Here is a 22,090-nt window from a genome sequence, read left to right on the forward strand (position 1 = left end):
CCCCTTGACGGCAGCCCTTCCGCGGGGAAGGGATGCCGCCATGCTCGACAAGACCTTCGACCCCGCCAGCGTGGAACCCCGCCTGTACCAGGGATGGGAAGATTCCGGCGCCTTCGCCGCGCAGCCGGACAGCGCGCAAAAGCCCTTCACCATCATGATCCCGCCGCCCAACGTCACGGGCAGCCTGCATATCGGCCACGCGCTGACCATGACGGTGCAGGACATCCTGACCCGCTGGCGCCGGATGCAGGGCCGCGATGCGCTGTGGCAGCCGGGCACGGACCATGCCGGCATCGCGACGCAGATGGTGGTGGAACGCCTGCTGGCCTCCCAGGGCCAGAAGCGGCAGGAGATGGGACGGGAGGCGTTCCTGGAGCATGTCTGGGACTGGAAGCGCCAATCCGGCGGCACCATCACCCGCCAGCTCCGCCGCCTCGGCGCCAGCCTGGACTGGCCGCGTGAGCGCTTCACCATGGATGAGGGCCTGTCCGAGGCGGTGCGGGAGGTGTTCGTCACCCTGCACGGCCAGGGCCTGATCTACCGCGACCGCCGCCTGGTGAACTGGGACCCGGTGTTCCAGACCGCCATTTCGGACCTCGAGGTCGAGAGCCGGGAGGTCAAGGGCCAGATCTGGACCCTGAACTACCCGATCGAGGGCGCGCCGGGCGAGTTCCTGCAGGTGGCGACGACGCGGCCGGAGACGATGCTGGGCGATGTCGCGGTGGCGGTGCATCCGGAGGATCCGCGGTTTGCCGGGCTGGTGGGCAAGTTCCTCGTCCTGCCGCTGGTCGGGCGGCGCATCCCGGTGGTGGCGGATGCCTATTCGGACCCGGAGAAGGGCACCGGCGCGGTGAAGATCACCCCGGCGCATGACTTCAACGATTTCGAGGTCGGCAAGCGGCACGGGCTCGGGATGCCGTCGGTGCTCGATGCCGATGCCAGGGTGACGCTGGCGGAGATCGGCGGCGACTGGGCCGAGCCGGAGTTCGTCCACAGCCTGGACGGGCTGGACCGCTTCGAGGCCCGCAAACGGATCGTGGCGAAGCTGGAGGAGCTCGGTCTGCTGGCCAAGGTCGAGCCGCATGTGAACCAGGTGCCGCATGGCGACCGCTCCGGCGTGCCGATCGAGCCGCGGCTGACGCTGCAATGGTATGTCGATGCCAAGACCTTGGCGCAGCCGGCGATCCGCGCGGTGGAGACCGGCCAGACGCAGTTCGTGCCGCGCCAGTGGGAGAACACCTTCTTCGCCTGGATGCGCGACATCCAGCCCTGGTGCGTCAGCCGGCAGTTGTGGTGGGGCCACCAGATCCCGGCCTGGTACGCGCCGGATGGCGAGGTGTTCGTCGCGAAGACGGAGGCCGATGCGCGCGCCGCGGCACGCCAGAAGTTCGGCCGGGACGTCGAGTTGGTGCGCGACCCGGACGTGCTGGACACCTGGTTCAGCAGCGCGCTGTGGCCATTCTCGACACTTGGCTGGCCAAACAGGACGGCGGAACTGTCGAAATACTACCCCGGCGACGTGCTGGTGACCGGCTTCGACATCATCTTCTTCTGGGTCGCCCGGATGATGATGATGGGGCTCCACTTCATGGACGGGCAGGTGCCCTTCGAGAAGATCTACATCCATGGCCTCGTCCGGGACGAGAAGGGCCAGAAGATGTCGAAGTCCAAGGGCAACGTCATGGACCCGCTGGAACTGATCGAGGCCTACGGCACCGATGCGCTGCGCTTCACCATCGCCTCGCTCACCGGCCCGGGGCGGGACGTGAAGCTCGGCCGCAAGCGCGTCGAGGATTTCCGGTCGTTCGGCACCAAGATCTGGAACGCGGCGCGGTTCCTGGAGATGAACGGGATCGCGGCGGATGCGTCCTTCGACCCGGCTTCGGCGAAGCTGCCGCTGTCGCGCTGGATCCTGGATGGCGCGAATCGCGCGGTGGCGGAGGCGACGGCGGCGCTGGAGGCCTTCCGTTTCGACGACTACGCCGCGGCGAGCTATCGCTTCGTCTGGGGCAGCTACTGCGACTGGTTCCTGGAATTCGCCAAGCCGGTGCTGAACGGGCCGGACGGCGCTGCCAAGGACGAGGTGAAGGGCGCCGCGCAGCATGTCTTCGGCACCATCCTCCGCCTGCTGCACCCGGTGATGCCCTTCATCACGGAGGAACTGCACGCGCATTTCGGCTACGGCGCGCCGTGCAGCCTGATCCGCGCGGACTGGCCCGGCGCCGTCGAGGTGACCGGCGCCGAGGCGGCGCGGGAGGAGTTGGACTGGGTGGTGGCGCTGATCGGCCAGGTGCGCGGCGTGCGGGCGGAGATGAACGTGCCGCCTTCCGTCACCGTGCCGCTGCTGCTCTCCGGCGCCTCCGCCACCAGCCTGGCGCGGGCGGAGGCCTGGGTCGACGTGATCCGCCGCATGGCCCGCGCCACCGAGATCCGTGCCCTGGACGGCGCGGCGCCGGGTGGCGTGGCGCAGGTGGTGGTGGGGGAGGCGACGGTGATGCTGCCGCTGGCGGAAGTCATCGACCTGGCCGCGGAACGCGCACGCCTCGCCAAGGCGCGCGGTCAGGCGGAGACCGAGGCGGGCAAGATCGCCCAGAAGCTCGGCAATGCCGATTTCGTGGCCCGCGCGAAGGAGGAGGTGGTGGAGGAAAACCGCGAACGCCTCGCCGCTGCGCAGGCGGAGATGGCGCGGCTGGACGCGGCGCTGGCGCGGATCGCGGGCTGACGCCGCCGCTCAGTCCGGCGGCGGGAACAGCGCCTCGACCTGCAGGGCAAGGCCCGGCGGGTCGAGGCTAAGCGGGCCACCAGGCAGGATGGCGGTGGCGATGCTGCCATCCTCGGCCTTCCGGTGGTGCACCAGGACGCGCTTCACCGGATCCAGGATCAGGTAGTGCCGGATCGCGTCCTGCCGCAGGTAGTCGGCCAGCTTGGTCACGCTGTCCTTGCGGGCGGTGGAGGGCGAGGCGACCTCCACGACGATGACGGGGTCGGGCACGGCGATCCGGTTGCCGTCGAGCCGGGCGCCGCACGCCACCATGACATCGGGTTCGTAGGCGGTGTCGTGGCCAATCTCGAGCGCGGGACCATCGATGAAGGCCTCGCAGGGCAGGCCTGCGGCGGCGATGGCGTCTGCGAGAGCGCGGCAAGCTTGATATTTCGTCCGCGCATGCACCAGCCGCTCGGGCGCCATGGCTTCCACCCGGCCGTCGATCAGCTCGAAACGGCCGCGCGGCTGGCGCTCCACCCAGGCGTAGTAGTCCGCGCGGGTCATGCGATGGTCGGGCGTCTTCGGCAGGTCGGACATGGGGCCTGACATGGGGTTCGGCGCAGCCTACGCCAACGCGATCCGCAGGCGGTAGCGCTCAGCGCCGAAGCTGCTCCAGGAAGCGCTGGTTCTGCTGGTCGAACTGGTTCTGCTGCTGGCGCATCCGGTCCTGGTGCTGCTGGAACTGGTTCTGCTGCTGCCGCATCCGGGCCTGATGGTCCTGGGTCATCTGCTGCGTCGAATACCCCTGGCCGCCGCCCTGGGCATAGCCGCCGCCCAGCATGCCCGCCCGCTGCTGCTGCTGGTAGGCGCCGAAGACCTGCTGCGCGCCTTCCTGATAGGCCTGGCAGGCCTGGCCATTGCCCTGCTGGCAGGCGCGCTCGGCCTGGCTCAACTGCATCTCCCGCCGCTGGATCGCCTGCGCGGCGTTGCAGGCGCCGCCATTGCCGGCCTGGCATTGCTGCATGGCGGCCTGGAACATGGACTGCAAGGGCCCGGCCAGCCGCGGGTCGAGATGGTCGGCTGCCGCCGGCAGGGCGAAGGCCGAGAGCAATGCCGCGAGGCGGAGGGAGCCGGTGCGGGTCATAAATCGGTATCCTTCGCTCATTCCGAGACCGCGATCATGGCGGGGGCGCAACCGCCACCCGAATCACGTGTCCGGCAGCCGCCCTGGCCCTGGCCGAGCGGCCGGCTCTGTGGCACCCCAGGGGCCGAGACGCCGCTGGGGAAAACGCGCCATGACCGAATGGGACAAGTCCAGGCTGCCAAGCCGCCACACCACGGTGGGGCCGGAAAGGGCGCCGCACCGCAGCTACTACTACGCGATGGGCCTGACGCAGGAGGATATCGCCAAGCCCTTCGTCGGCGTCGCCACCTGCTGGAACGAGGCCGCGCCCTGCAACATCGCGCTGTCGCGCCAGGCGCAGTCGGTGAAGGTCGGCGTGAAGGAGGGCGGCGCGACGCCGCGCGAATTCACCACCATCACGGTGACGGACGGCATCGCCATGGGCCACCAGTCCATGAAGTCCTCGCTCGCCTCGCGCGACGTCATCGCGGATTCGATCGAGCTCACCATGCGTGGCCACTGCTACGATGGCCTGGTCGGCGTGGCGGGCTGCGACAAGTCGCTGCCGGGCGTGATGATGGCGATGGTGCGGCTGAACGTGCCGTCCGTGTTCATGTATGGCGGCTCGATCCGCCCCGGCCGCTTCCAGGGCCGCGACGTGACGGTCGTGGACGTGTTCGAGGCGGTGGGCCAGCACGCCGCCGGCAACATGTCGGACGCCGACCTGCTGGAGCTCGAACAGCATGCCTGCCCGGGGGCGGGCGCCTGCGGCGGGCAGTTCACAGCCAACACCATGGCCTGCATCTCGGAAGTGCTGGGCCTCGCCCTGCCGGGTTCCGCTGGCGCGCCGGCGCCGGACGAGTCGCGGGATTTCTTCGCCGTGCAGTCCGGCCGTGCTGTCGTCGACCTGATCCGCAAGAACCTGCGGCCGCGCGACATCGTGACGCGGGATGCGCTGTTCAACGCCGCGGCCATCGTCGGCGCCACCGGCGGGTCCACCAACGCCGCGCTGCACCTGCCGGCCATCGCGCATGAATGCGGCATCAAGTTCGACCTGCACGACGTGGCCGAGATCATGCGTGCCACGCCGCATATCGCGGACCTCAAGCCCGGCGGGCGCTACGTGGCGCAGGACGTGTTCCACATCGGCGGCGTGCCGGTGATCATCAAGGCGCTGCTGGAAGGCGGCTACCTGCGCGGCGACGCCATCACCGTCACCGGCAAGTCCCTGGCGGAGAACCACCGGGAGGTGATCTTCCCCAAGGACCAGGACGTGGTGCGCCCGACCAGCGACCCGATCAGCCCGATCGGCGGCGTGGTTTCGTTGAAGGGCTCGCTGGCGCCGGAAGGCGCCATCGTGAAGATCGCCGGCATGTCCAAGCTGCGCTTCGAGGGCACGGCGCTGTGCTTCGACTGCGAGGAGGATGCCTTCAAGGCGGTGGACATGCGCGCCTACAAGGCCGGCGACGTCATCATCATCCGCTACGAGGGCCCGAAGGGCGGCCCGGGGATGCGGGAGATGCTGTCCACCACCAGCGCGATCTACGGCCAGGGCATGGGCGACAAGGTGGCGCTGATCACCGATGGCCGGTTCAGCGGCGCGACGCGCGGATTCTGCATCGGCCATGTCGGGCCGGAAGCCGCCGTCGGCGGGCCGCTGGCGCTGCTGAAGAACGGCGACCGCATCATCATCGACGCCGAGGCCGGCACCATCGACGTGGACCTGCCGGAAGCCGAGATGGCGGCCCGCCGCGCCGCCTGGACGCCGCGCAAGACGCAGTACACCTCCGGCGCATTGTGGAAATACGCGCAGACGGTGGGTCCGGCCTCGCAGGGGGCGGTGACGCATCCGGGCGCGGCGGAGGAATCGCACGTCTACGCGGATCAATAAGGCGCGGCCGCCGCAAAGGTCTCGCCAGCGCCGCGATCGCGCCCGAACCGCGACATGAGGCGGGTGTTAAGTGAGCATGAAGCGGCGGGCAGCCCCAACAAGGCCCGCTGCACGGGAGTTCCCACCATGCGCCGCCTCCGCGCCCTTGTCCTGCTGCTGCCGGTGCTGCTGTTCGCGCCGGGCTGCGTCGTCGCTGGTGGTGTCACGCCGGTGGGCGGCTACGGATATGGCTACGGCTATGCCCAGCCCTACTACGCCCCGCCGCCGCCGCGCTACTTCGCACCGCGCCCGGTCTACCGGCCCTACTACGCCCCGGCGCCCCGCTACTATGCTCCGCCGCGCCATTTCAGCCAGCGCGGCTGGGGCGGGCACGACCGTGGGCGCGGCTACGACCGGGGGCGCGGCCAAGACCGCGGTCGCGGGCATGGCCGGGGGCGCGACTGGCGCTGAGGGTCAGTCCTCGAGGTCGATGAGAATCGGCGTGTGGTCGGAGGGCTGTTCCTCCGCCCTCGGGTCCACATCGACCGTCACCGCGGAAAGCCGCTCGGCGAGGTCGGCGCTGAGCAGGGCATGGTCGATCCGCAGCCCGGCATTGCGCTCGAAGGCGGAGCCGTAGTCCCAATAGGTGTAGATGCGCACCGGCGCCGGGTGCAGGGCGCGCAGCGCGTCGGTCAGGCCGAGATGCTCCAGCGCCCGCCAGGCGGCCCGCGTCTCCGGCCGCACCAGGGCATCGGTCGGGGGCAGGGCGCCCGGGGCGAGGTCATCCGCCGTCGGGCAGACGTTGAAATCGCCGAGGATGGCGAGCGGCGTGAAGGCCGCCAGCCGCGACTCGGCCAGCCGGCGCAGGCGCTCCATCCAGGTCAGCTTGTAGAGGAAGCCCTCGGCGCCGCCGGAGTTGCCGTTGGGCAGGTAGATGCCGGCCGCATGCATTCCGGCCGCCGCAACCTCGATGTAGCGGGCCTGGTGGTCGGGGTCGTCGCCCGGCAGCGACTCGGCCACGATCTCGAACGGAATCCTTGAGAAGACAGCGACACCGTTGCGGCCGCCATCCTGGCCGATGGCGTGGACCTGGTAGCCGGACCCGGCGAACTCCTTGGCCGGAAAGTCGGCGGTCTTGCACTTCAACTCCTGTAGGAACAGCAGGTCCGGCTGTTGCCGGGCCAGGAAGCGCAGGATGTGCGGCGCCCGCTTGCGGACGGAATTCACGTTGAAGCTGGCGAGGCGGATCATCCTCCCGAGTCTGCCCGGCGCAGGCGCGCTTGGCTACCCGGGTCGATCACGCGACGCTGAAGCTGGTGCCGCAGCCGCAGGCGCTGACGGCCTGGGGGTTCTTGACCGCGAAATGGGCGCCGATCAGCGCCTCCGTCCAGTCCAGCTCCGCGCCGGCCAGGTATTCCAGGCTGACCGGATCGACGAAGACGCGGCCGGGGCCGTCCTGCACCACCAGATCATCCGGGGCCGGCGCATCCTCCAGGTCGAAGCGATACTGGAAGCCGGAACAGCCGCCGGCATCCACCGCCAGGCGCAGGCCGGCGGTGGGGCGGCCCTGGCGCGTGGCGATATCGGCCACCTGCGCCGCGGCGCGCGGGGTGACGCGGAACGGAGTGAGTGCTGGGGTGTCCATGGCAGGCGGGTGCTCCTTGCAGCGGAACATAGGACGGAAGCGCCAGACCTTCCAGGGCGGTCGGGCGGGTGCTAGGCCAGGGCGATGGATCCGAAGCGGCTTCCGGACGGGCTCGCACCCTGGGCGGTCCGGGCCTCCCACTCGCGCGGACGGCTGCATGCCGAGCCGGGCGGCGGCGCGCGCTCGCCCTACCAGCGCGACCGGGACCGCATCATCCACTGCACCTCCTTCCGGCGGCTGCAATACAAGACCCAGGTCTTCGTCTACCACGAGGGCGACCACTTCCGGACGCGCCTGACCCACAGCCTGGAGGTGGCGCAGATCGCGCGCTCCATCGCCCGCGAACTGGCGCTGGAGGAGGATCTGGCGGAGGCGCTGGCGCTGGCGCACGACCTGGGCCACCCGCCCTTCGGCCATGGCGGGGAGGATGCGCTGGATTCGATGATGAAGCCGCATGGGGGCTTCGACCACAACGCGCAGTCGCTGAAGGCCGTGACCCGCCTGGAAACGCGCTATGCCGGCTTCGATGGGCTGAACCTGACCTGGGAGACGCTGGAGGGCCTGGCCAAGCACAACGGCCCGCTGCGCCGCCCATCCCCCTACATCGCCGAATACGACAGCCTGCATCCGCTGGAGCTGACCAGCCATGCCAGCGCCGAGGCGCAGGTGGCGGCCCTGGCCGACGACATCGCCTACAACAACCACGACCTGGACGACGGCATCCGCGCCGGCCTGTTCACGCTGGAGGAAGCCGCCAGCCTGCCGCTGGTGCGGGAAGCCTTTGCCGAGGCGATTCGCGACAATGCCCACCTGCCGCCGGACCGCGCGACGGGGGAGGTGGTGCGGCGCGTGATCAACGCCATGGTCAACGACACGGTGGCCGAGACTCGCCGCCGCATCGCGGCCCTGGCACCGGGCAGCGCCGCCGACATCCGCGCGCATGACCGGCCGGTGGTGGCGTTCTCGGAGGCGATGATGGAGGCGAACAACCAGCTCCGCGCCTTCCTGTTCCAGCGCATGTACCGCCACTGGCGCGTCAACCGTACCACGCAGAAATGCAAGCGCGCGCTGCAACTGCTGTTCACCCTTCTGCATGGCGAGCCGCGCCAGCTGCCGCCCGGATGGCACGCCAAGGCAGGCGAGCCCGGCAGCCAGGCGGCGGCCCAGGCGGTCTGCGACTACCTGGCCGGCATGACCGACCGATTCGCGCTGGAGGAGCATCGGCGCCTGACCGATCCCTCCATTCCGGGCTAAGAGCCCCTTATTCGATTCCGGATCAGCTTTTCATGACACCGACCGCCGACCTCTTCGCCACGATGCGCGCCCATGTGGTGGATGCGCTGCGCCAGATCCTGCCCGAACTGCCGGCGGAGGCCTTCACGCGCGTCCTGGTGGAGCCGCCAAAGGATCTGGCGCATGGCGACATGTCGACCAACGGCGCGATGGTGGTGGCCAAGCTGGCGAAGATGCCGCCGCCGAAGCTCGCCGCATTGCTGTGCGAGAAGCTGGCCGCGCTGCCGATGCTGGTGGAGGCAACGCCCGCCGGACCAGGCTTCGTGAACCTGCGGCTGGATGCTGGCTTTGTGCGCGGCGTGGTGCCGGCGGTGCTGATCGCCGGGCCGGCCTATGGCGACGGGCCGGCGCGGCAAGGCGGGCCGGTGAACGTCGAATACGTCTCCGCCAACCCGACCGGGCCGATGCATGTCGGGCATTGCCGCGGCGCCGTGGTGGGCGACGCGCTGGCGCTGCTGCTGCGCAAGGCCGGCTTCGACGTGACGCGGGAGTACTACGTCAACGATGCCGGCGCCCAGGTCCTGGCGCTCGCCTATGCCACCTACTGGCGCTACCTCCAGGCGCTCGGCACCAGCATGACGGAGGAGGAGTACGCGCAATCCGTCCCCGGCGGGCTGCAGTACAAGGGCGAGTACCTGGTGCCGGTCGGCAGCGCGCTGCGCCAGATCTTCAAGGAGACCCTGGCCGAACCGGGCGCCATGCCGGCAGCCGCCACGCACTGGCTGGATACGGTGCGGGATTTCACCGTGGAAGCCATGATGTCCTCGATCCGGGAGGATCTGGCGGCGCTCGGCGTGCAGCACGACGTCTTCATCAGCGAGCGCAGCATCGTGGCGGAGGGCTGGCTGGAGAAGGCCGAGGCGACGCTGGCGGCGAAGGATCTGATCTACACCGGCGTGCTGGAGCCGCCGAAGGGCAAGACGCCGGATGACTGGGAGCCGCGGCCGCAGACCCTGTTCCGCGCGACCTCCTATGGCGACGACGTCGACCGCCCCCTGCGCAAATCCGATGGCTCCGGCACCTACTTCGCCAATGACGTGGCGAACCACCTGGCCAAGATCGAGCGCGGCTTTCCGCAGCTGGTGCAGGTGTGGGGCGCCGACCATGGCGGCTACGTCAAGCGGATGCAGGCCGCCGTCGCGGCGCTGTCGGACCGCAAGGTGAGCCTCGATGTGGTGCTGACGCAGATCGTGCATGTGGTGAAGGATGGCGAGCCGGTCCGCATGTCGAAGCGCGCCGGCACCTATGTGACGCTGCGCGACCTGATCGACGAGGTCGGAAAGGATGCCGTCCGCTTCACCATGCTGACGCGCAAGGCGGATGCGCAGATGGAGTTCGACCTGAACAAGGTCATCGAGCAGTCCCGGGACAATCCGGTGTTCTACGTGCAGTACGCGCATGCCCGCTGCCGGTCGGTGCTGCGATCCGCCGGCGATCCGGAGGTATCGGCGCTGGCGGAGGCGCCGCTCGATTCGCTGGTGGATGCCACGGAGCTGGCGCTGATCCGCCGCATGGCGGCCTGGCCGCGCACGGTGGAGGCGGCTGCTGCGGCGCGGGAGCCGCACCGAATCGCGTTCTTTCTCCAAGACTTGGCCAGCGACTTTCATGTATTGTGGAACAGGGGACGCGACGATGCGACGTTGCGCTTCATCCGGGCGGAGGAGCCGGGGGCGACCCGGGCGCGACTGGCGCTGGTGGCCGCGACGTCGGTGGTCCTGCGCTCTGGCCTCGCGGTGATGGGGGTCGAACCCGTCGAGGAGATGCGATGAGCGATGCGATGGTGCCATCCTACCGGGTGCAGCGGGATCGCCCGGGGGTTCCATGGATGATGCTGGCCGCGGCCGGGGGGCTGCTGGCCGTGGGGGGCGTGGCAGCCGGCGGCTGGTGGGCGTTCCAGAGCATGGGCGGCAGCGGCGTGCCGGTGGTGGAAGCCGACCCACGCCCCTTCAAGGTGCGCCCGGACGATCCCGGCGGGCTGCGCGTGCCGAACCAGAATGCGCTGGTGCTGGAACGCCCCGGCAACCGGCAGGCCCAGGCAGCGCCGCGCGCCGATGGCTTGGTGCCGGAGGCCGAGGCGCCGAACCTGGCGCTGCTGCGCGCCGCCGTGGCGCCGCCGCCGGTGATCGCGCCGCGGCCGGTGCCCACGCCGCAGTCGGATGCCGTGGTGGCGACCGAGGCGCCGGAGGAGGAGGTGACGCTGGCCTCCCTGCCATTCCCGCCGCCGGCCGCGCCCGAACCGCCAGGCGCCGCGACGACGGTTGCCGCCGCCGTGCCGGCGCCGGTTGCTGGCGGCCGGGCGCTGGTGCAGCTCGCCGCGGTGGGCAGCGAGGAGGCCGCGCGCGGCGAATGGGACCGGCTGGCGCGGCGTGCGCCGGAGCTGTTCCAGGGCCGCAGCCCCGTGGTGCAGCGGGTGGAGCGCGAAGGCGGCTCGCCGCTGTTCCGCCTGCGCGCCAGCGGCTTCGCCGATTCGGATTCGGCTGCGCAGTTCTGCGAACAGGCCCGCGCCCGCAGCCTCGCCTGCATCCTGGTGCGCTGAGTTGACACCGAGGGCGGCCATCGTCGGCATCGCCGGCACCACGCTGGCGGCGGAGGAGGTCGCGCTGTTCCGGCGCTGGCGCCCGGCCGGCGCCATCCTGTTCCGCCGCAATGTCGAGACGCCGGCGCAGGTCACGGCGCTCTGCGCGGCGCTGCGTGAGGAATTGGGCGCGGAGGCACCGATCCTGGTGGACCAGGAAGGCGGTCGCGTCGCCCGGCTCCGGCCGCCGCATTGGCCGGATTTCCCGCCGGCGGCGCTGTTCGAGGAGGCGCCTTCCATGGCGGCGGAGGCGAATGCCACGCTGCTCGGGCTGGAATGCGCGCGGCTCGGGCTGGACGTGGTCTGCGCGCCGGTGCTCGACCTGCGGCTGGCTGGCGCGCACCAGATCATCGGCGACCGTGCCTTCTCGGACCAGCCGGCGGAGGTCGCGCGGCTGGGCGCGGCCTGGGTGCGCGGGCTGCAACAGGCCGGGTGCATCCCGGTGGTGAAGCATATTCCCGGGCATGGCCGGGCGCAGGTCGACAGCCACGAATCGCTGCCCCGCGTCGCCGCGGACCGTGCCGCGCTGGCGGCGGACCTGGCGCCGTTCCGGGCGCTGGCGGCGGCGGATGGCGGGACCGGGCTTTGGGCGATGACGGCGCACATCCTGTATGAGGCGCTGGATGCGGCGCTGCCGGCGACACTCTCGCCCGGGATCATCCGGGACGTGATCCGCGGCGAGATCGGCTTCGACGGCGTGCTGGTCTCGGACGATCTGGCGATGGGGGCGATGGCGGGGCTTTCGAAGGATCTGCCGGCGGCGACCATCGCGGCGGGCTGCGACCTGGCGCTGCATTGCACCGGGGTGCTGGCGGAGTCCGCCGCGCTGCTGGAAGCCTGCCCGGCGCTCGGCACGCGGGCGGCGCACCGGATGCAGGCGGCGCGCGATGCCATGCTGGCAGCCAGGCGCACGCTGGACCCGATATTGCTGGCGGAGATCCGCGACCGCCTGCTGGCCACGAAGACGGCCTTCGCGTGATCGGCGAAATCGCGGCGATCGCGGTGGCGGCCATCCTGGCCATCACCCTGCACGAGGCGGCGCATGGCTATGCGGCGCGCGCGCTGGGCGACGACACGGCCTGGCGGCTCGGCCGGGTCAGCCTGAACCCGCTGCGGCATGTGGACCCGGTGGGCACGCTGCTGGTGCCGGGCCTGCTGCTGGTGACGCAGTTGGCGACGCTCGGCCGGGTGGAGGCGATGTTCGGCTGGGCGAAGCCGGTGCCGGTGGACATCTGGCGGCTGCGCGACCCGCGCTGGGGCATGGTGCTGGTGGCGGCGGCCGGGCCGGGCATCAACTTCGCCCTGGCCTTCGGCTTCGGGCTGTTCGCCCATGTGGTGACCGCGGCGGATGGCGTGCTGCCGCTGGCTGCCGGGGACTGGCTGCTGCGCATGGCGGCGCTCAGCATGTTGTACAACGTCATCCTGGCCTGCTTCAATCTGCTGCCGATCCCGCCACTCGATGGTGGCCGCATCCTGGTCGGCATCCTGCCGGCCCCGGCGGCGCGGGCGGTGGCGGGGCTGGAGCGGTTCGGGCTGCTGATCGTGCTGGGGCTGATCTTCCTGGTGCCCTATGCGATCCCGGGCTTCGATCCGCTCGGCATCCTGATGCGGGAGGTGGCGTTTCCGGTGCTGCGGGTGATCTTCACGCTATCCGGCCATGGGGGGGCGCTATGACCGACCCGGTGCTGCACCTGCGGCTGGACGGCTACGAGGGCCCGCTCGACCTGCTGCTGGACCTGGCGCGGGCGCAGAAGCTGGACCTGGCCGGCATTTCCATCGTCGCACTGGTCGACCAGTACCTGGCGGTGATCGATCAGGCGCGAGGCATGCGGCTGGAATTGCAGGCGGATTGGCTGGTGATGGCCGCCTGGCTCGCCTGGCTGAAATCCCGCCTGCTGCTGCCCAAGGAAGAAGCCGGGGAGGATGAGGACCCGGAGGCGCTGGCCAGCCGCCTGACCGACCGGCTGGCGGAGCTGGAGGCGATGCGCGCGGGTGCCGGGTGGCTCGGCCGTTGCGACCAATTGGGGCGCGACGTGTTCGGCCGTGGCGCGCCCGAGAACCTGACGGTGGAGGATCGCTCCGGCCTGCGGGCGGACCTGGCGGCGCTGTGCCAGGCCTATGTCGCGGGGCGGCGGCGCGCCCTGGCCCTGCGGCCCTACCGGCCCAAGCCGCGGCGGCTGTGGTCGGTGCAGGAGGCCATCGCGCGGATGACCCGCGTGCTCGGCGACCTGCCGTCCTGGGCCGTGCTGCAACGCTTCCTGCCGGATGGCGCGGAGCTGGATGCAGTGGAACGGCGCGCGGCGCTGGCCAGCACCTTGATCGCGAGCCTTGAGATGGCGCGTGGCGGCGGGCTCGATTTGCGGCAGGACCGCGCCTTCGGGCCGATCCTGCTGCGCCGCGCCGAGAACGCGGAGAAGGCGGGCGATGTCAGAGCCGCCTGAGAACGGGCTGCCTGAGAACGGGCCGCCCGAGACGGAAGCCCCGCCGGTCAGTGCCGCGGCGATCCGGCTGGCGGAGGCGCTGGTCTTCGCCTCGGACCGCCCCGTGACGCCCGCGCGGCTGCAACCGCTGCTGGCGGAAGGCGAGCAGGCGGAGGCGGTGTTCCGCGAATTGTCCCGCGCGCTGGAAGGCCGTGGCGTGGTGCTGACCGAGGTCGGCGGCGGCTTCGTGCTGCGCACCGCGCCCGACCTCGCCAGCGCGCTTACCCGGGTGATCGAGGTGCCGCGCCGGCTGCCGCGCGCGGCGATGGAGGCGCTGGCGGTGATTGCCTGGCACCAGCCCTGCACCCGCGCCGAGATCGAGGAGATCCGCGGCGCAGGCCTGGCGCAGGCGACGCTCGAATCGCTGCTGGAACACGGGCTGGTGGCGCCGCGCGGGCACAAGGAGGTGCCGGGTCGGCCGACCTTGTGGGGCACCACGTCGCGCTTCCTGGAGCAGTTCGGCCTGAAGTCGCTGCGAGACCTGCCGCGGCGGGAGGAGCTGGTCAGCGGCGACGCCGCGCCGCTGTTCAGCACACAGGACGCGCCGCCCAAGACGCCGGAAGGCGACTGACGATGCTGATCCTGGTGCACCCCTGCGACCCGCCGGCTTCCGGCGGGGCGAGCGCCCGGTCGCGGCACTGCCGCGACGCGCAAGCCGCAAGTGCGGCGAGCCAAGCGTCCGGATGGACGCGCCCGGCGCTTGAGGGGCGTCGGCTCGCCGACGCACAGAAAAATTGAGTATCCGGTTCGAAGGCGTGTCGCACCACTACCCGGAGCGTGGGGTGGTGCTGCGGGATCTGGACCTGGAGGTCGGCCCGGGGGAGATCCTGTGCCTGCTCGGCCCCTCCGGCTGCGGCAAGACCACGCTGCTGCGCCTCGCCTCGGGGCTGGAGCCGTTGCAGGCCGGGCGCATCACGCTGGATGGGCAGTTGATCGCGGAGCCGGGGCGGGAGACGCCGCCGGAAGCCCGTGGCGTCGGCTTCGTGTTCCAGGACTACGCGCTGTTCCCGCATCTGACGGTGGCGGAAAACGTCGCCTTCGGGCTGCGCTTCGTGCCGCGCGGCCAGCGCAAGTGGCGGATCATGGATTCGCTGGCGCGGGTGGGGCTGGAGGCCTTCGCCGAATCCTGGCCGCACATGCTCTCGGGCGGTCAGCAGCAGCGCGTGGCGCTGGCCCGGGCGCTCGCGCCGCGGCCCGCCGTGTTGCTGCTGGATGAAGCCTTCGCCAGCCTCGATGCAAGGCTCCGCGAACAGGTGCGCGACGATACGCTGCACGTGCTGCAACAGGCCGGCATCGCCACCCTGATCGTGACGCATGATTCGGAGGAGGCGATGTTCATGGCCGACCGGATCGCGCTGATGAATGCGGGCCGTATCGAGCAGCTCGGCGCGCCCTCCGCCCTGTATCTGGCGCCGCGCAGCCGCTTCGTCGCGACCTTCCTGGGCGAGGTGAACCGGATGCCCGCGCGGGTGCGGGACGGCCAGGTGGAAACCCCGATCGGCGGCCTGAAGCTGCGCGAGACGGATGGCGTGCGGGAAGGTGAGGCGGCGGAGGTGCTGCTGCGCCCCGAAGGCCTGCGGGTGATGGCGCCGGAGGCCAGCAACGGCACGCTGGCGGAGGTCGAGGCCTGCCGGCTGCTCGGCGCCACCACGCTGGTGCACCTGGCGGTGGCGGACGGGCAGGGCGGCCTGCTGCACCTGCACGCCCGGCTGCCGCCCGGCGCCTGGCTCAGCCGGGGTGATCGCGTGGCCGTTGCGATGGACCCGGAACGGGCCTTCGTATTCCCGGCCGAGGCTCCCTAGATAGGGTGTGCGGGTTGCGACTGGATTGGCGTTGGGCGGCGTTCCTGCTAACGGGTTCGCCCCGCCTGGCCTGCATGCCGCATGGCGTCGGGGATGAGGATTCATGCTGGGTCTCGACTGGACCGAACTCGCGCTGATCGCCGTTGTCGCTGTGGTCGTCATCGGCCCCAAGGACCTGCCGGATGCTGTCCGCAGCATCGCCAAGGGCATCCAGAAGCTGCGTCGCATGGCCGGGGAGTTCCAGGGCCAGGTGGACGAGGTGGTGCGCGAGGCGAAGCTGGAAGACGTGCGCAACCAGATCAACGATATCCGCAACTTCAACGTGCGCGACATCGTGGAAAAGGAGGTCGACCGCGACGGTTCGCTGCGGAAGACCTTCTCGGAGGACCCGCTGCGCGAGGCCTTCGACACCCGCCCGCCGGTGCATGGTGCCGAGGTGACGCCGCCGCCCGTGGCAGCCCCCGCGGCCGATCCGCCGCGGGCCGAGGCGCCGGCCTTCATTCCGCCTGGCGCCACGCCACCGATCGCGGCCGAACCCATGGCCACACCGGTTGCCCCCCCGGCACCCGAAGCCGCGCCGGCCTTCGTGCCACCCGCGGCCGAGGCGAAGCCACCCACCGGCACCCCCGCCGGCACCGCCACCTGACAGACGGATCCCCCCACAGTGCCGCGTGATCCGACCGACGAGATCGACGACAAGCCGATGCCGTTGATCGAGCACCTGATGGAGCTGCGCACGCGGCTCCTCTGGTCGCTCGGTGCCTTCATCATCGCCTTCGCGGTCTGCTACTACTTTTCCCGCCAGATCTACGGCTTCCTCGCCGCGCCCCTGGCGGACATCCTGCAGGCGCAGGGGATGGGCGAGCGCCGGATGATCTTCACGGCGCTGTACGAGGCGTTCTTCACCTACCTGAAGGTCGCCTTCTTCGGCGCCACCTTCTTCAGCTTTCCGATGTGGGCGACGCAGCTTTGGCTGTTCATCGCGCCCGGGCTCTACAAGAGCGAGAAGAACGCGATCACGCCGTTCCTGGTGGCCTCGCCCTTCCTGTTCGTCATGGGCGCGGCACTGGCCTACTATTTCATCTTCCCGATGGCCTGGAGCTTCTTCATCAGCTTCGAGACGCCGCAGGAAGCCGGCACCGTCGCCATCCAGCTGGAGGCCAAGGTCAGCGAGTACCTGTCCCTGGTCATGCACATGATCCTGGCCTTCGGCATCGCCTTCCAGTTGCCGGTGGCACTGACGCTGATGGCCCGCGTCGGCATCGTGACCGTGGATGGGCTGCGGCGCGGCCGGCGCTATGCGATCGTCGGCATGTTCGTGGTCGCCGCCATCATCACGCCGCCGGACATCATCAGCCAGATCGGCCTGGCCGTGCCGATGATCCTGCTCTACGAGATCTCGATCCTGGCCGCGGTCTGGATGGGGCGGAAGAAGGACGCGGCGGCGAAGACCTGAGGGGCGCGGCCCCTCGGCGCCTTCATTGACGGCCGCGCCCGGCTGCCCTAGCCGCAGGTCCGCAGTCTTTCGGGTCCAGTTCCATGCATGACATCAAGGTGGTGCGCGCCGATCCGGCGGCGTTCGATGCGGCACTCGCGCGGCGGTCCCTGCCGCCGGTGGCGGCCGAGGCGCTGCGCCTCGACGATCTGCGCATCGAGGCGGTGCGGCTGACCCAGGCGGCGCAGACCACGCGCAACGAGCTGTCGCGCCAGATCGGCGCCGCCATGAAGGCCGGCGACCCGGCGCTGGCGGAGCGGCTGAAGGCGGAGGTCAAGGCCGCCATGGATGCCGCCGCCGCCGCGACGCCGGAGGCGCATGAGGCGGCGCGCGACGCCCTGCTGGCCAGCCTGCCCAACCTGCTGGCGGCCGATGTGCCGGACGGCGCCGACGAATCGGCCAATGTCGTGCTGCACACCCATGGCAGCCCGCGCAATTTCCCCTTCGCGCCGCGGCAGCATTTCGAACTCGGCGAGGCGCTGGGGATGGATTTCGGCACCGCCGCGAAGCTGGCCGGCGCCCGCTTCACCGTGCTGCGCGGGCCCCTGGCACGGCTGGAACGGGCACTCGGCCAGTGGATGCTGAACCTGCACACGGAGGAACACGGCTACACCGAATGCGCCGTGCCGTTGCTGGTGAACGACGCCTCCATGTACGGCACCGGGCAGTTGCCGAAGTTCAAGGAGGACCTGTTCGGCACGACCGATGGCCGCTGGCTGATCCCGACCGCCGAGGTGCCGCTGACCAACTTCGTGCGCGGCGACATCCTGGCCGAGCCGGCGCTGCCGCTGCGCCTGGCCGCGCTGTCCCCCTGCTTCCGGTCCGAGGCCGGCTCGGCCGGGCGCGACACCCGCGGCATGCTGCGCCAGCACCAGTTCCCCAAGGTGGAGATGGTTTCCATCACCCACCCCGACCAGTCCGAGGCGGAGCATGAGCGCATGACCGCCTGCGCCGAACGCGTGCTGACCGAGCTCGGCCTGACCTGGCGGCGCATCGTGCTGGCATCCGGCGACACCGGCTTCGGCGCCGCCAAGACCTACGACCTGGAAGTCTGGCTGCCCGGCCAGCAGGCGTGGCGGGAGATTTCCTCCTGCTCCAACTGCCGCGACTTCCAGGCGCGCCGGATGGAGGCGCGGTTCCGGCCGGCCAGCGCCAAGGGCACCGAATTCCTGCACACGCTGAACGGCAGCGGCGTCGCCGTCGGCCGGGCCCTTATCGCGGTGCTGGAGACACACCAGGCCGAGGATGGCAGCATTGCCATCCCCGAGGTGCTGCGCCCCTACATGGGTGGCGCGGAGGCGCTACGCCCGGCTACTGCCTGACCGTTCCGCCATCCGGCCCGGCGCCCTCGCCTGAGCGTGGCGAGGCTTCCGCGCCGGTGCGGGAGGGCTGCATGTCCAGCGCCTGACGCTCCCGCGCCAGGCTGACCGCAAGCTGCGCCAGTTCCTGACGCTGCTGCTGCAGCCGGGCCTCCACCGTCGCGACCTCGGCCCCGAGTTCCTGGCGCCGGCGCTCCATGGCCGCGACCTCGTTGCGGAGCGCCTCCGCCTGGTCGCGCAGCCTTGCCTGTTCCTGGCGCGCGCCCTCGGTGCCCTGGGTGATCTCCCGCAGCCGGGTCCCGGCGGTCTCGTTGGCACGGTTGGCCTCGGCGAGGCGGGCCTCCGCCTGCGCCAGTTCGGCACGGCGCGACTGCAACTCGCTGCCGGCCGCCTGCGCCTCGGCGCGCGCCTCCTGCAGGCGGCGTTCCTCCGCCGCGGTGCCGGTGCGAAGCTCGGCCAGGCGACGCTCGGCAGCGCCGACCTCGTTGCGCAGCTCGGCGCTGCGGGCTTCCAGGCTGCGCAGGGTCGCCGCCGCTTCCTCCCGCGCCGTGCCCAGCCGGTCCAGCTCGGCCTGCGCCTGTTCCACCTGGCCGCGGCGCTCGGCCAGCGTGGCCTCGGCCGTGGACAGGGCATCGCGCAGGCTGGCGAGGCGCCGGTCCTGGTCGGCGGTACGGGTGTCCAGCTCCGCGGCGCGGGTCTCCAGGGCGCGGACGCGGGCCGTGGTGTCGCGCTCCGCCTGCGTCACCTGGCCCAGCCGCTGCTCGGCCTCGGCCAGGGCGGCGCGGCGGTCGGTCAGGCTGCGCTCGGCCTCCTCCAGCGTGGCGCGCAGGCCGGTCAGGCGGCGGTCGGTCTCGCCGGTCACCTGCTGGCGTTCCGCCAGCGCCTGCTGCGCCTGGGCGATGCCGCCGCGCAGCGTTTCCAGCCGCTGCGCCTCGGTCGTCGCCTGTTCGCGCAACTGCGCGAGGCGACGATCCTCGTTGCCTGCGGAGTCGCGTAGTCCGGCCAGGCGCCGTTCCTCCGCCTGGCCCTGTTCGCGCAGCCCGGCGAGGCGGCGCTCGGCCTCGGTCGACTGGCCGCGCAGCCCGGCTACCCGCTGGTCTTCCGACTGCGCCTGCTCGCGCAGCCCGGCCAGCCGGCGCTCCGTCTCCGTCGCCTGCTCCCGCAGCCCGGCGAGGCGCTGGTCTTCCGACTGGGCCTGCTCGCGCAGCCCGGCCAGGCGGCGCTCGGCCTCGTTCACCTGCTCGCGCAGCCCGGCGAGGCGCTGGTCGGCCGTCTGACCCTGTTCCCGCACGCCGCCGAGGCGGCGTTCGGCCTCCGCCAACTGGGTCCGCAGGCCGGCGAGGCGCTGGTCCTCCGCCTGCGCCTGCTGCGTCAGGCCACCGAGGCGGCGCTCCGTCTCCGTCACCTGGTTGCGCAGGCCGGCGAGGCGCTGGTCCGCGGCCTGGGCCTGGTTGCGCAGCGTGTTGAGGCGGCCCTCGGTTTCGCCGACCTGGCCGCGCAGGCCGGTCAGGCGCTGGTCTGCGGCCTGGCCGCCCTGGCGCAACTCGGCCAGGCGACGCTCCTCGGTCGCTGCCTGCTCGCGCAGCCCGGCGAGGCGGCGTTCGGATTGCGTGGCCTGGTCCTGCAGGGCGGCCAGCTGGCGTTCCTCGGCGCTGCGGCGCTCGCCGAGCGAGGCGAGGCGGCCATCCTGGGCTGCGGCCTGGTCGCGCAGCTGGGCGAGACGGCGCTCCGCGGCCTGGGCGTCGTTGCGCAGCCCGGCAAGGCGCGCCTCGGCCTCGGTGAGGGAGGCCTGGGTCTGGCTGGTGGACTGCTGCAGGTCGCCGGACCGGCCCTGAAGGCTGGCAAGCTGGCCTTCCTCCTGCGCGATCTGGGCGCGCAGGCGGTGGGCTTCCTGGTCGGCATTGGCGCGCGCCCGCTGGGCGCTGCTCAACGCGCCGCTGGCCTGGCGGAGGCGTTCTTCGAGGCTGGCGAGGTCACCGGCCGCGGCGCGTTCCTGCGCCAGCGTGGCCTCCAGCTGGGAGACCCGCTGCCGCAGCGTGGTGCCGGTGGCCTCGGCGCTGGCCAGCGCGCGCTGGTTCGCGGTGATGTCCGCGTTGCGCTGCACCGTGTAGCCGCAGCCGGCCAGCGGGGCGAGCACCAGCGGCGCGATGACCAGCGTGGACGGCCTGCGCCAATTCGAGATGGGCCAGCGCGAGATGGATGGCATGAAGAACCCCGTTGCCATGATCGGCCGCCTTTTCGCGGCACGCGCCCCCCTGGCGCGCCGGGATGGCAACCCGTCCGCCGGACAACGTCAACCTCCGCGCGGGGCGCAACGCGCCTCCTGCAATCACGTTACAGATGGGCGTCGCGCCGCCTGCGCAGAGGTCTGTTCGGGCAGGACTTCAGCGCAACGAAGCTGCGCCCGGGTCATGCGACGGTCAGGCGTTCGTCCTGACCCCGAGCCGCCCGGCCATGTCCTGGACGAACTGCCAGGCCACGCGGCCGGAGCGTGCGCCGCGAGTCACGCTCCACTCCACCGCCGCGCGGCGCAAATCGTCCTGGCTCACCGGCAGGCCGAAGCTGGCAGCATAGCCCTCGACCATGGCGAAGAAGGTGTCCTGGTCGCAGTTGTGGAAGCCGATCCAGAGGCCGAAGCGGTCCGACAGCGAAACCTTTTCCTCGGTCGCCTCGGAGGGGTTGATGGCGGTGCTGCGCTCGTTCTCGATCATGTCGCGCGGCATGAGGTGGCGGCGGTTGGAGGTCGCGTAGAACAGGACGTTGGCGGGGCGGCCTTCGATGCCGCCATCCAGAACGGATTTCAGCGCCTTGTAGTCGGCGTCCTCACGCTCGAAGGACAGGTCGTCGCAGAACACCAGGCAGCGGCGGGCCCCCCCGCGGAGCGGGTCCTGATGATCGGCGCGCAGGACGTTCAGCAGGTCGGGCAGGGTGCGGACATCCTCGCGCTGGATTTCCACCAGGGCGATGGCGCCGGGAACCTCCGCATTGGCGGCGGCGTGGGCGGCCTTGACCAGGCTGGACTTGCCCATGCCGCGGGCGCCCCACAGCATGGCGTTGTTGGCCGGCAGGCCGCGGGCGAACCGCAGCGTGTTCTCCAGGATCAGCGCCTTCTGGCGCTCCACGCCCTGCAGCAGCGTGATGCCGACGGCGGCGACCCGCGGCACCGGGTCCAGCCGCGCGGGCGGGCCGGGGTGCCAGACGAAGGCATCGGCGGCCCCGAGGTCGGGCGCGGCGGGGGCAGGGGGGGCCAGGCGTTCCAGCGCCTCCGCGATGCGGGCGAGCGTGGGCAGCAGCGGATGGCTATCGGACAAGGTGCGTGGACCCGGATGATGTATTGACGGAAAGGTCGCGGAAGCTAGGTTGCGGGCCGATGCCCCGCAACCCCGGGGCGCCCCTCCCTTTCTGGACGCCGCCCCATGTTCATCTCCCCCGCCTATGCCCAGGACGCCGCCGGTGGCACCGCCGCCGTGGTGATGCAGCTGCTGCCGCTGATCCTCATCTTCGCCGTCTTCTACTTCCTGCTGATCCGCCCGCAGCAGAAGAAGATGAAGGAGCACCGCACCATGCTGTCGGCGCTGAAGCGCAACGACAAGATCATCACGGCCGGCGGCCTGGTCGGCACCGTGACGAAGGTGCGGGACGACAGCGACGAGGTCGAGGTCGAGATCGCACCGAATGTGCGGGTGACGGTGGTGCGCGGCACCATCGGCAGCGTCATCAAGCCGCCGGCGCCGGCGAATGACGCCAAGGCGACGGACGTGGCGAAGAGCTGATCCGCCACCGC

At 71.3% G+C, this 22,090-nt stretch carries 21 protein-coding genes; 15 read left to right on the top strand and 6 right to left on the bottom strand.

All coding sequences use genetic code 11. The features are described from left to right. Positions 1-40: 40 nt before the first annotated feature. Positions 41-2,722: a valine--tRNA ligase gene (locus ACFHPP_RS19210; protein ID WP_437164846.1), complete on the top strand. Its 2,682-nt coding sequence runs from the start codon at positions 41-43 to the stop codon at positions 2,720-2,722. Positions 2,723-2,731: 9 nt separating this feature from the next. On the opposite strand, the gene ACFHPP_RS19215 is transcribed toward ACFHPP_RS19210, so the two are convergent. Further along, on the bottom strand, positions 2,732-3,301 hold the full coding sequence (locus tag ACFHPP_RS19215) for a Uma2 family endonuclease (protein WP_437164847.1): 570 nt from the start codon (positions 3,299-3,301) through the stop codon (positions 2,732-2,734). Positions 3,302-3,359: 58 nt separating this feature from the next. Continuing rightward, positions 3,360-3,848 (bottom strand): hypothetical protein, encoded by a 489-nt coding sequence (locus ACFHPP_RS19220; RefSeq protein ID WP_437164848.1) that lies wholly within the window; start codon positions 3,846-3,848, stop codon positions 3,360-3,362. Positions 3,849-3,999: 151 nt separating this feature from the next. On the opposite strand from ACFHPP_RS19220, the gene ilvD reads away from it, so the two are divergent. Together ilvD and ACFHPP_RS19230 are read left to right on the top strand one after the other, a co-directional pair. Then, on the top strand, positions 4,000-5,718 hold the full coding sequence (gene ilvD, locus ACFHPP_RS19225; protein WP_437164849.1) for a dihydroxy-acid dehydratase: 1,719 nt from the start codon (positions 4,000-4,002) through the stop codon (positions 5,716-5,718). A 126-nt stretch (positions 5,719-5,844) separates the two neighbouring features. Beyond that, positions 5,845-6,168 (top strand): hypothetical protein, encoded by a 324-nt coding sequence (locus tag ACFHPP_RS19230; protein ID WP_437164850.1) that lies wholly within the window; start codon positions 5,845-5,847, stop codon positions 6,166-6,168. A gap of 3 nt (positions 6,169-6,171) precedes the next feature. On the opposite strand, the gene ACFHPP_RS19235 is transcribed toward ACFHPP_RS19230, so the two are convergent. Both ACFHPP_RS19235 and ACFHPP_RS19240 read right to left on the bottom strand, forming a co-directional pair. After that, positions 6,172-6,945: an exodeoxyribonuclease III gene (locus tag ACFHPP_RS19235; protein WP_437164895.1), complete on the bottom strand. Its 774-nt coding sequence runs from the start codon at positions 6,943-6,945 to the stop codon at positions 6,172-6,174. A 49-nt stretch (positions 6,946-6,994) separates the two neighbouring features. Then, complete coding sequence (locus ACFHPP_RS19240) at positions 6,995-7,342, bottom strand: HesB/IscA family protein (RefSeq protein WP_437164851.1); 348 nt, start codon at positions 7,340-7,342, stop codon at positions 6,995-6,997. A gap of 84 nt (positions 7,343-7,426) precedes the next feature. Here ACFHPP_RS19240 and ACFHPP_RS19245 point away from each other — a divergent pair, with 84 nt between their 5' ends. The 11 genes from ACFHPP_RS19245 (at position 7,427) to serS (ending at position 18,309) form a co-directional block, all read left to right on the top strand. Then, the gene (locus ACFHPP_RS19245) at positions 7,427-8,596 is read left to right on the top strand and encodes a deoxyguanosinetriphosphate triphosphohydrolase (protein WP_437164852.1); all 1,170 of its coding nucleotides are present in this window, start codon (positions 7,427-7,429) and stop codon (positions 8,594-8,596) included. Between the two features lie 32 nt (positions 8,597-8,628). Then, entirely contained in the window at positions 8,629-10,404 is a 1,776-nt protein-coding gene (gene argS, locus ACFHPP_RS19250) for an arginine--tRNA ligase (protein ID WP_437164853.1), read from the top strand. Then, positions 10,401-11,171, top strand: a complete 771-nt coding sequence (locus ACFHPP_RS19255) for an SPOR domain-containing protein (RefSeq protein WP_437164854.1) — start codon at positions 10,401-10,403, stop codon at positions 11,169-11,171. Before argS ends, ACFHPP_RS19255 begins: the two co-directional genes overlap by 4 nt. Position 11,172: 1 nt before the next feature. Next, positions 11,173-12,189 (top strand): beta-N-acetylhexosaminidase, encoded by a 1,017-nt coding sequence (gene nagZ, locus ACFHPP_RS19260; protein ID WP_437164855.1) that lies wholly within the window; start codon positions 11,173-11,175, stop codon positions 12,187-12,189. Next, positions 12,186-12,884 (top strand): site-2 protease family protein, encoded by a 699-nt coding sequence (locus tag ACFHPP_RS19265; protein WP_437164856.1) that lies wholly within the window; start codon positions 12,186-12,188, stop codon positions 12,882-12,884. The genes nagZ and ACFHPP_RS19265 overlap by 4 nt, the downstream gene beginning before the upstream one ends. Continuing rightward, complete coding sequence (locus tag ACFHPP_RS19270) at positions 12,881-13,651, top strand: segregation and condensation protein A (RefSeq protein WP_437164857.1); 771 nt, start codon at positions 12,881-12,883, stop codon at positions 13,649-13,651. Before ACFHPP_RS19265 ends, ACFHPP_RS19270 begins: the two co-directional genes overlap by 4 nt. Further along, on the top strand, positions 13,635-14,261 hold the full coding sequence (gene scpB, locus ACFHPP_RS19275; protein WP_437164858.1) for an SMC-Scp complex subunit ScpB: 627 nt from the start codon (positions 13,635-13,637) through the stop codon (positions 14,259-14,261). Before ACFHPP_RS19270 ends, scpB begins: the two co-directional genes overlap by 17 nt. Positions 14,262-14,424: 163 nt before the next feature. Continuing rightward, entirely contained in the window at positions 14,425-15,492 is a 1,068-nt protein-coding gene (locus ACFHPP_RS19280; protein ID WP_437164859.1) for an ABC transporter ATP-binding protein, read from the top strand. A 103-nt stretch (positions 15,493-15,595) separates the two neighbouring features. Then, positions 15,596-16,138, top strand: a complete 543-nt coding sequence (tatB, locus tag ACFHPP_RS19285; RefSeq protein WP_437164860.1) for a Sec-independent protein translocase protein TatB — start codon at positions 15,596-15,598, stop codon at positions 16,136-16,138. Positions 16,139-16,156: 18 nt separating this feature from the next. Next, positions 16,157-16,948, top strand: a complete 792-nt coding sequence (gene tatC, locus ACFHPP_RS19290) for a twin-arginine translocase subunit TatC (RefSeq protein ID WP_430667351.1) — start codon at positions 16,157-16,159, stop codon at positions 16,946-16,948. Between the two features lie 83 nt (positions 16,949-17,031). Next, positions 17,032-18,309, top strand: coding sequence for a serine--tRNA ligase (gene serS / locus ACFHPP_RS19295; protein WP_437164861.1), 1,278 nt, complete (start codon positions 17,032-17,034; stop codon positions 18,307-18,309). Here the strand turns inward: serS and ACFHPP_RS19300 are convergent. Together ACFHPP_RS19300 and ACFHPP_RS19305 are read right to left on the bottom strand one after the other, a co-directional pair. Continuing rightward, complete coding sequence (locus ACFHPP_RS19300; protein ID WP_437164862.1) at positions 18,299-20,530, bottom strand: hypothetical protein; 2,232 nt, start codon at positions 20,528-20,530, stop codon at positions 18,299-18,301. The genes serS and ACFHPP_RS19300 overlap by 11 nt on opposite strands. A gap of 196 nt (positions 20,531-20,726) precedes the next feature. After that, positions 20,727-21,617, bottom strand: coding sequence for an ATP-binding protein (locus ACFHPP_RS19305; protein ID WP_437164863.1), 891 nt, complete (start codon positions 21,615-21,617; stop codon positions 20,727-20,729). Between the two features lie 105 nt (positions 21,618-21,722). Here ACFHPP_RS19305 and yajC point away from each other — a divergent pair, with 105 nt between their 5' ends. Then, on the top strand, positions 21,723-22,079 hold the full coding sequence (gene yajC, locus ACFHPP_RS19310; protein ID WP_430667355.1) for a preprotein translocase subunit YajC: 357 nt from the start codon (positions 21,723-21,725) through the stop codon (positions 22,077-22,079). Positions 22,080-22,090: the final 11 nt, after the last annotated feature.

Origin of the sequence: Falsiroseomonas sp. E2-1-a20, assembly GCF_051433195.1 — a bacterium.
Lineage (GTDB): Bacteria > Pseudomonadota > Alphaproteobacteria > Acetobacterales > Acetobacteraceae > Falsiroseomonas.

Excerpts from the sequence above, each read along its gene's own strand:
- ACFHPP_RS19210 (WP_437164846.1), top strand. The coding sequence starts at position 41 with ATGCTCGACAAGACCTTCGACCCCGCCAGCGTGGAACCCCGCCTGTAC.
- ACFHPP_RS19215 (WP_437164847.1), bottom strand. The coding sequence starts at position 3,301 with ATGTCCGACCTGCCGAAGACGCCCGACCATCGCATGACCCGCGCGGAC.
- ACFHPP_RS19220 (WP_437164848.1), bottom strand. The coding sequence starts at position 3,848 with ATGACCCGCACCGGCTCCCTCCGCCTCGCGGCATTGCTCTCGGCCTTC.
- ilvD (WP_437164849.1), top strand. The coding sequence starts at position 4,000 with ATGACCGAATGGGACAAGTCCAGGCTGCCAAGCCGCCACACCACGGTG.
- ACFHPP_RS19230 (WP_437164850.1), top strand. The coding sequence starts at position 5,845 with ATGCGCCGCCTCCGCGCCCTTGTCCTGCTGCTGCCGGTGCTGCTGTTC.
- ACFHPP_RS19240 (WP_437164851.1), bottom strand. The coding sequence starts at position 7,342 with ATGGACACCCCAGCACTCACTCCGTTCCGCGTCACCCCGCGCGCCGCG.
- ACFHPP_RS19245 (WP_437164852.1), top strand. The coding sequence starts at position 7,427 with ATGGATCCGAAGCGGCTTCCGGACGGGCTCGCACCCTGGGCGGTCCGG.
- argS (WP_437164853.1), top strand. The coding sequence starts at position 8,629 with ATGACACCGACCGCCGACCTCTTCGCCACGATGCGCGCCCATGTGGTG.
- ACFHPP_RS19255 (WP_437164854.1), top strand. The coding sequence starts at position 10,401 with ATGAGCGATGCGATGGTGCCATCCTACCGGGTGCAGCGGGATCGCCCG.
- ACFHPP_RS19270 (WP_437164857.1), top strand. The coding sequence starts at position 12,881 with ATGACCGACCCGGTGCTGCACCTGCGGCTGGACGGCTACGAGGGCCCG.
- scpB (WP_437164858.1), top strand. The coding sequence starts at position 13,635 with ATGTCAGAGCCGCCTGAGAACGGGCTGCCTGAGAACGGGCCGCCCGAG.
- tatB (WP_437164860.1), top strand. The coding sequence starts at position 15,596 with ATGCTGGGTCTCGACTGGACCGAACTCGCGCTGATCGCCGTTGTCGCT.
- serS (WP_437164861.1), top strand. The coding sequence starts at position 17,032 with ATGCATGACATCAAGGTGGTGCGCGCCGATCCGGCGGCGTTCGATGCG.
- ACFHPP_RS19300 (WP_437164862.1), bottom strand. The coding sequence starts at position 20,530 with ATGGCAACGGGGTTCTTCATGCCATCCATCTCGCGCTGGCCCATCTCG.
- yajC (WP_430667355.1), top strand. The coding sequence starts at position 21,723 with ATGTTCATCTCCCCCGCCTATGCCCAGGACGCCGCCGGTGGCACCGCC.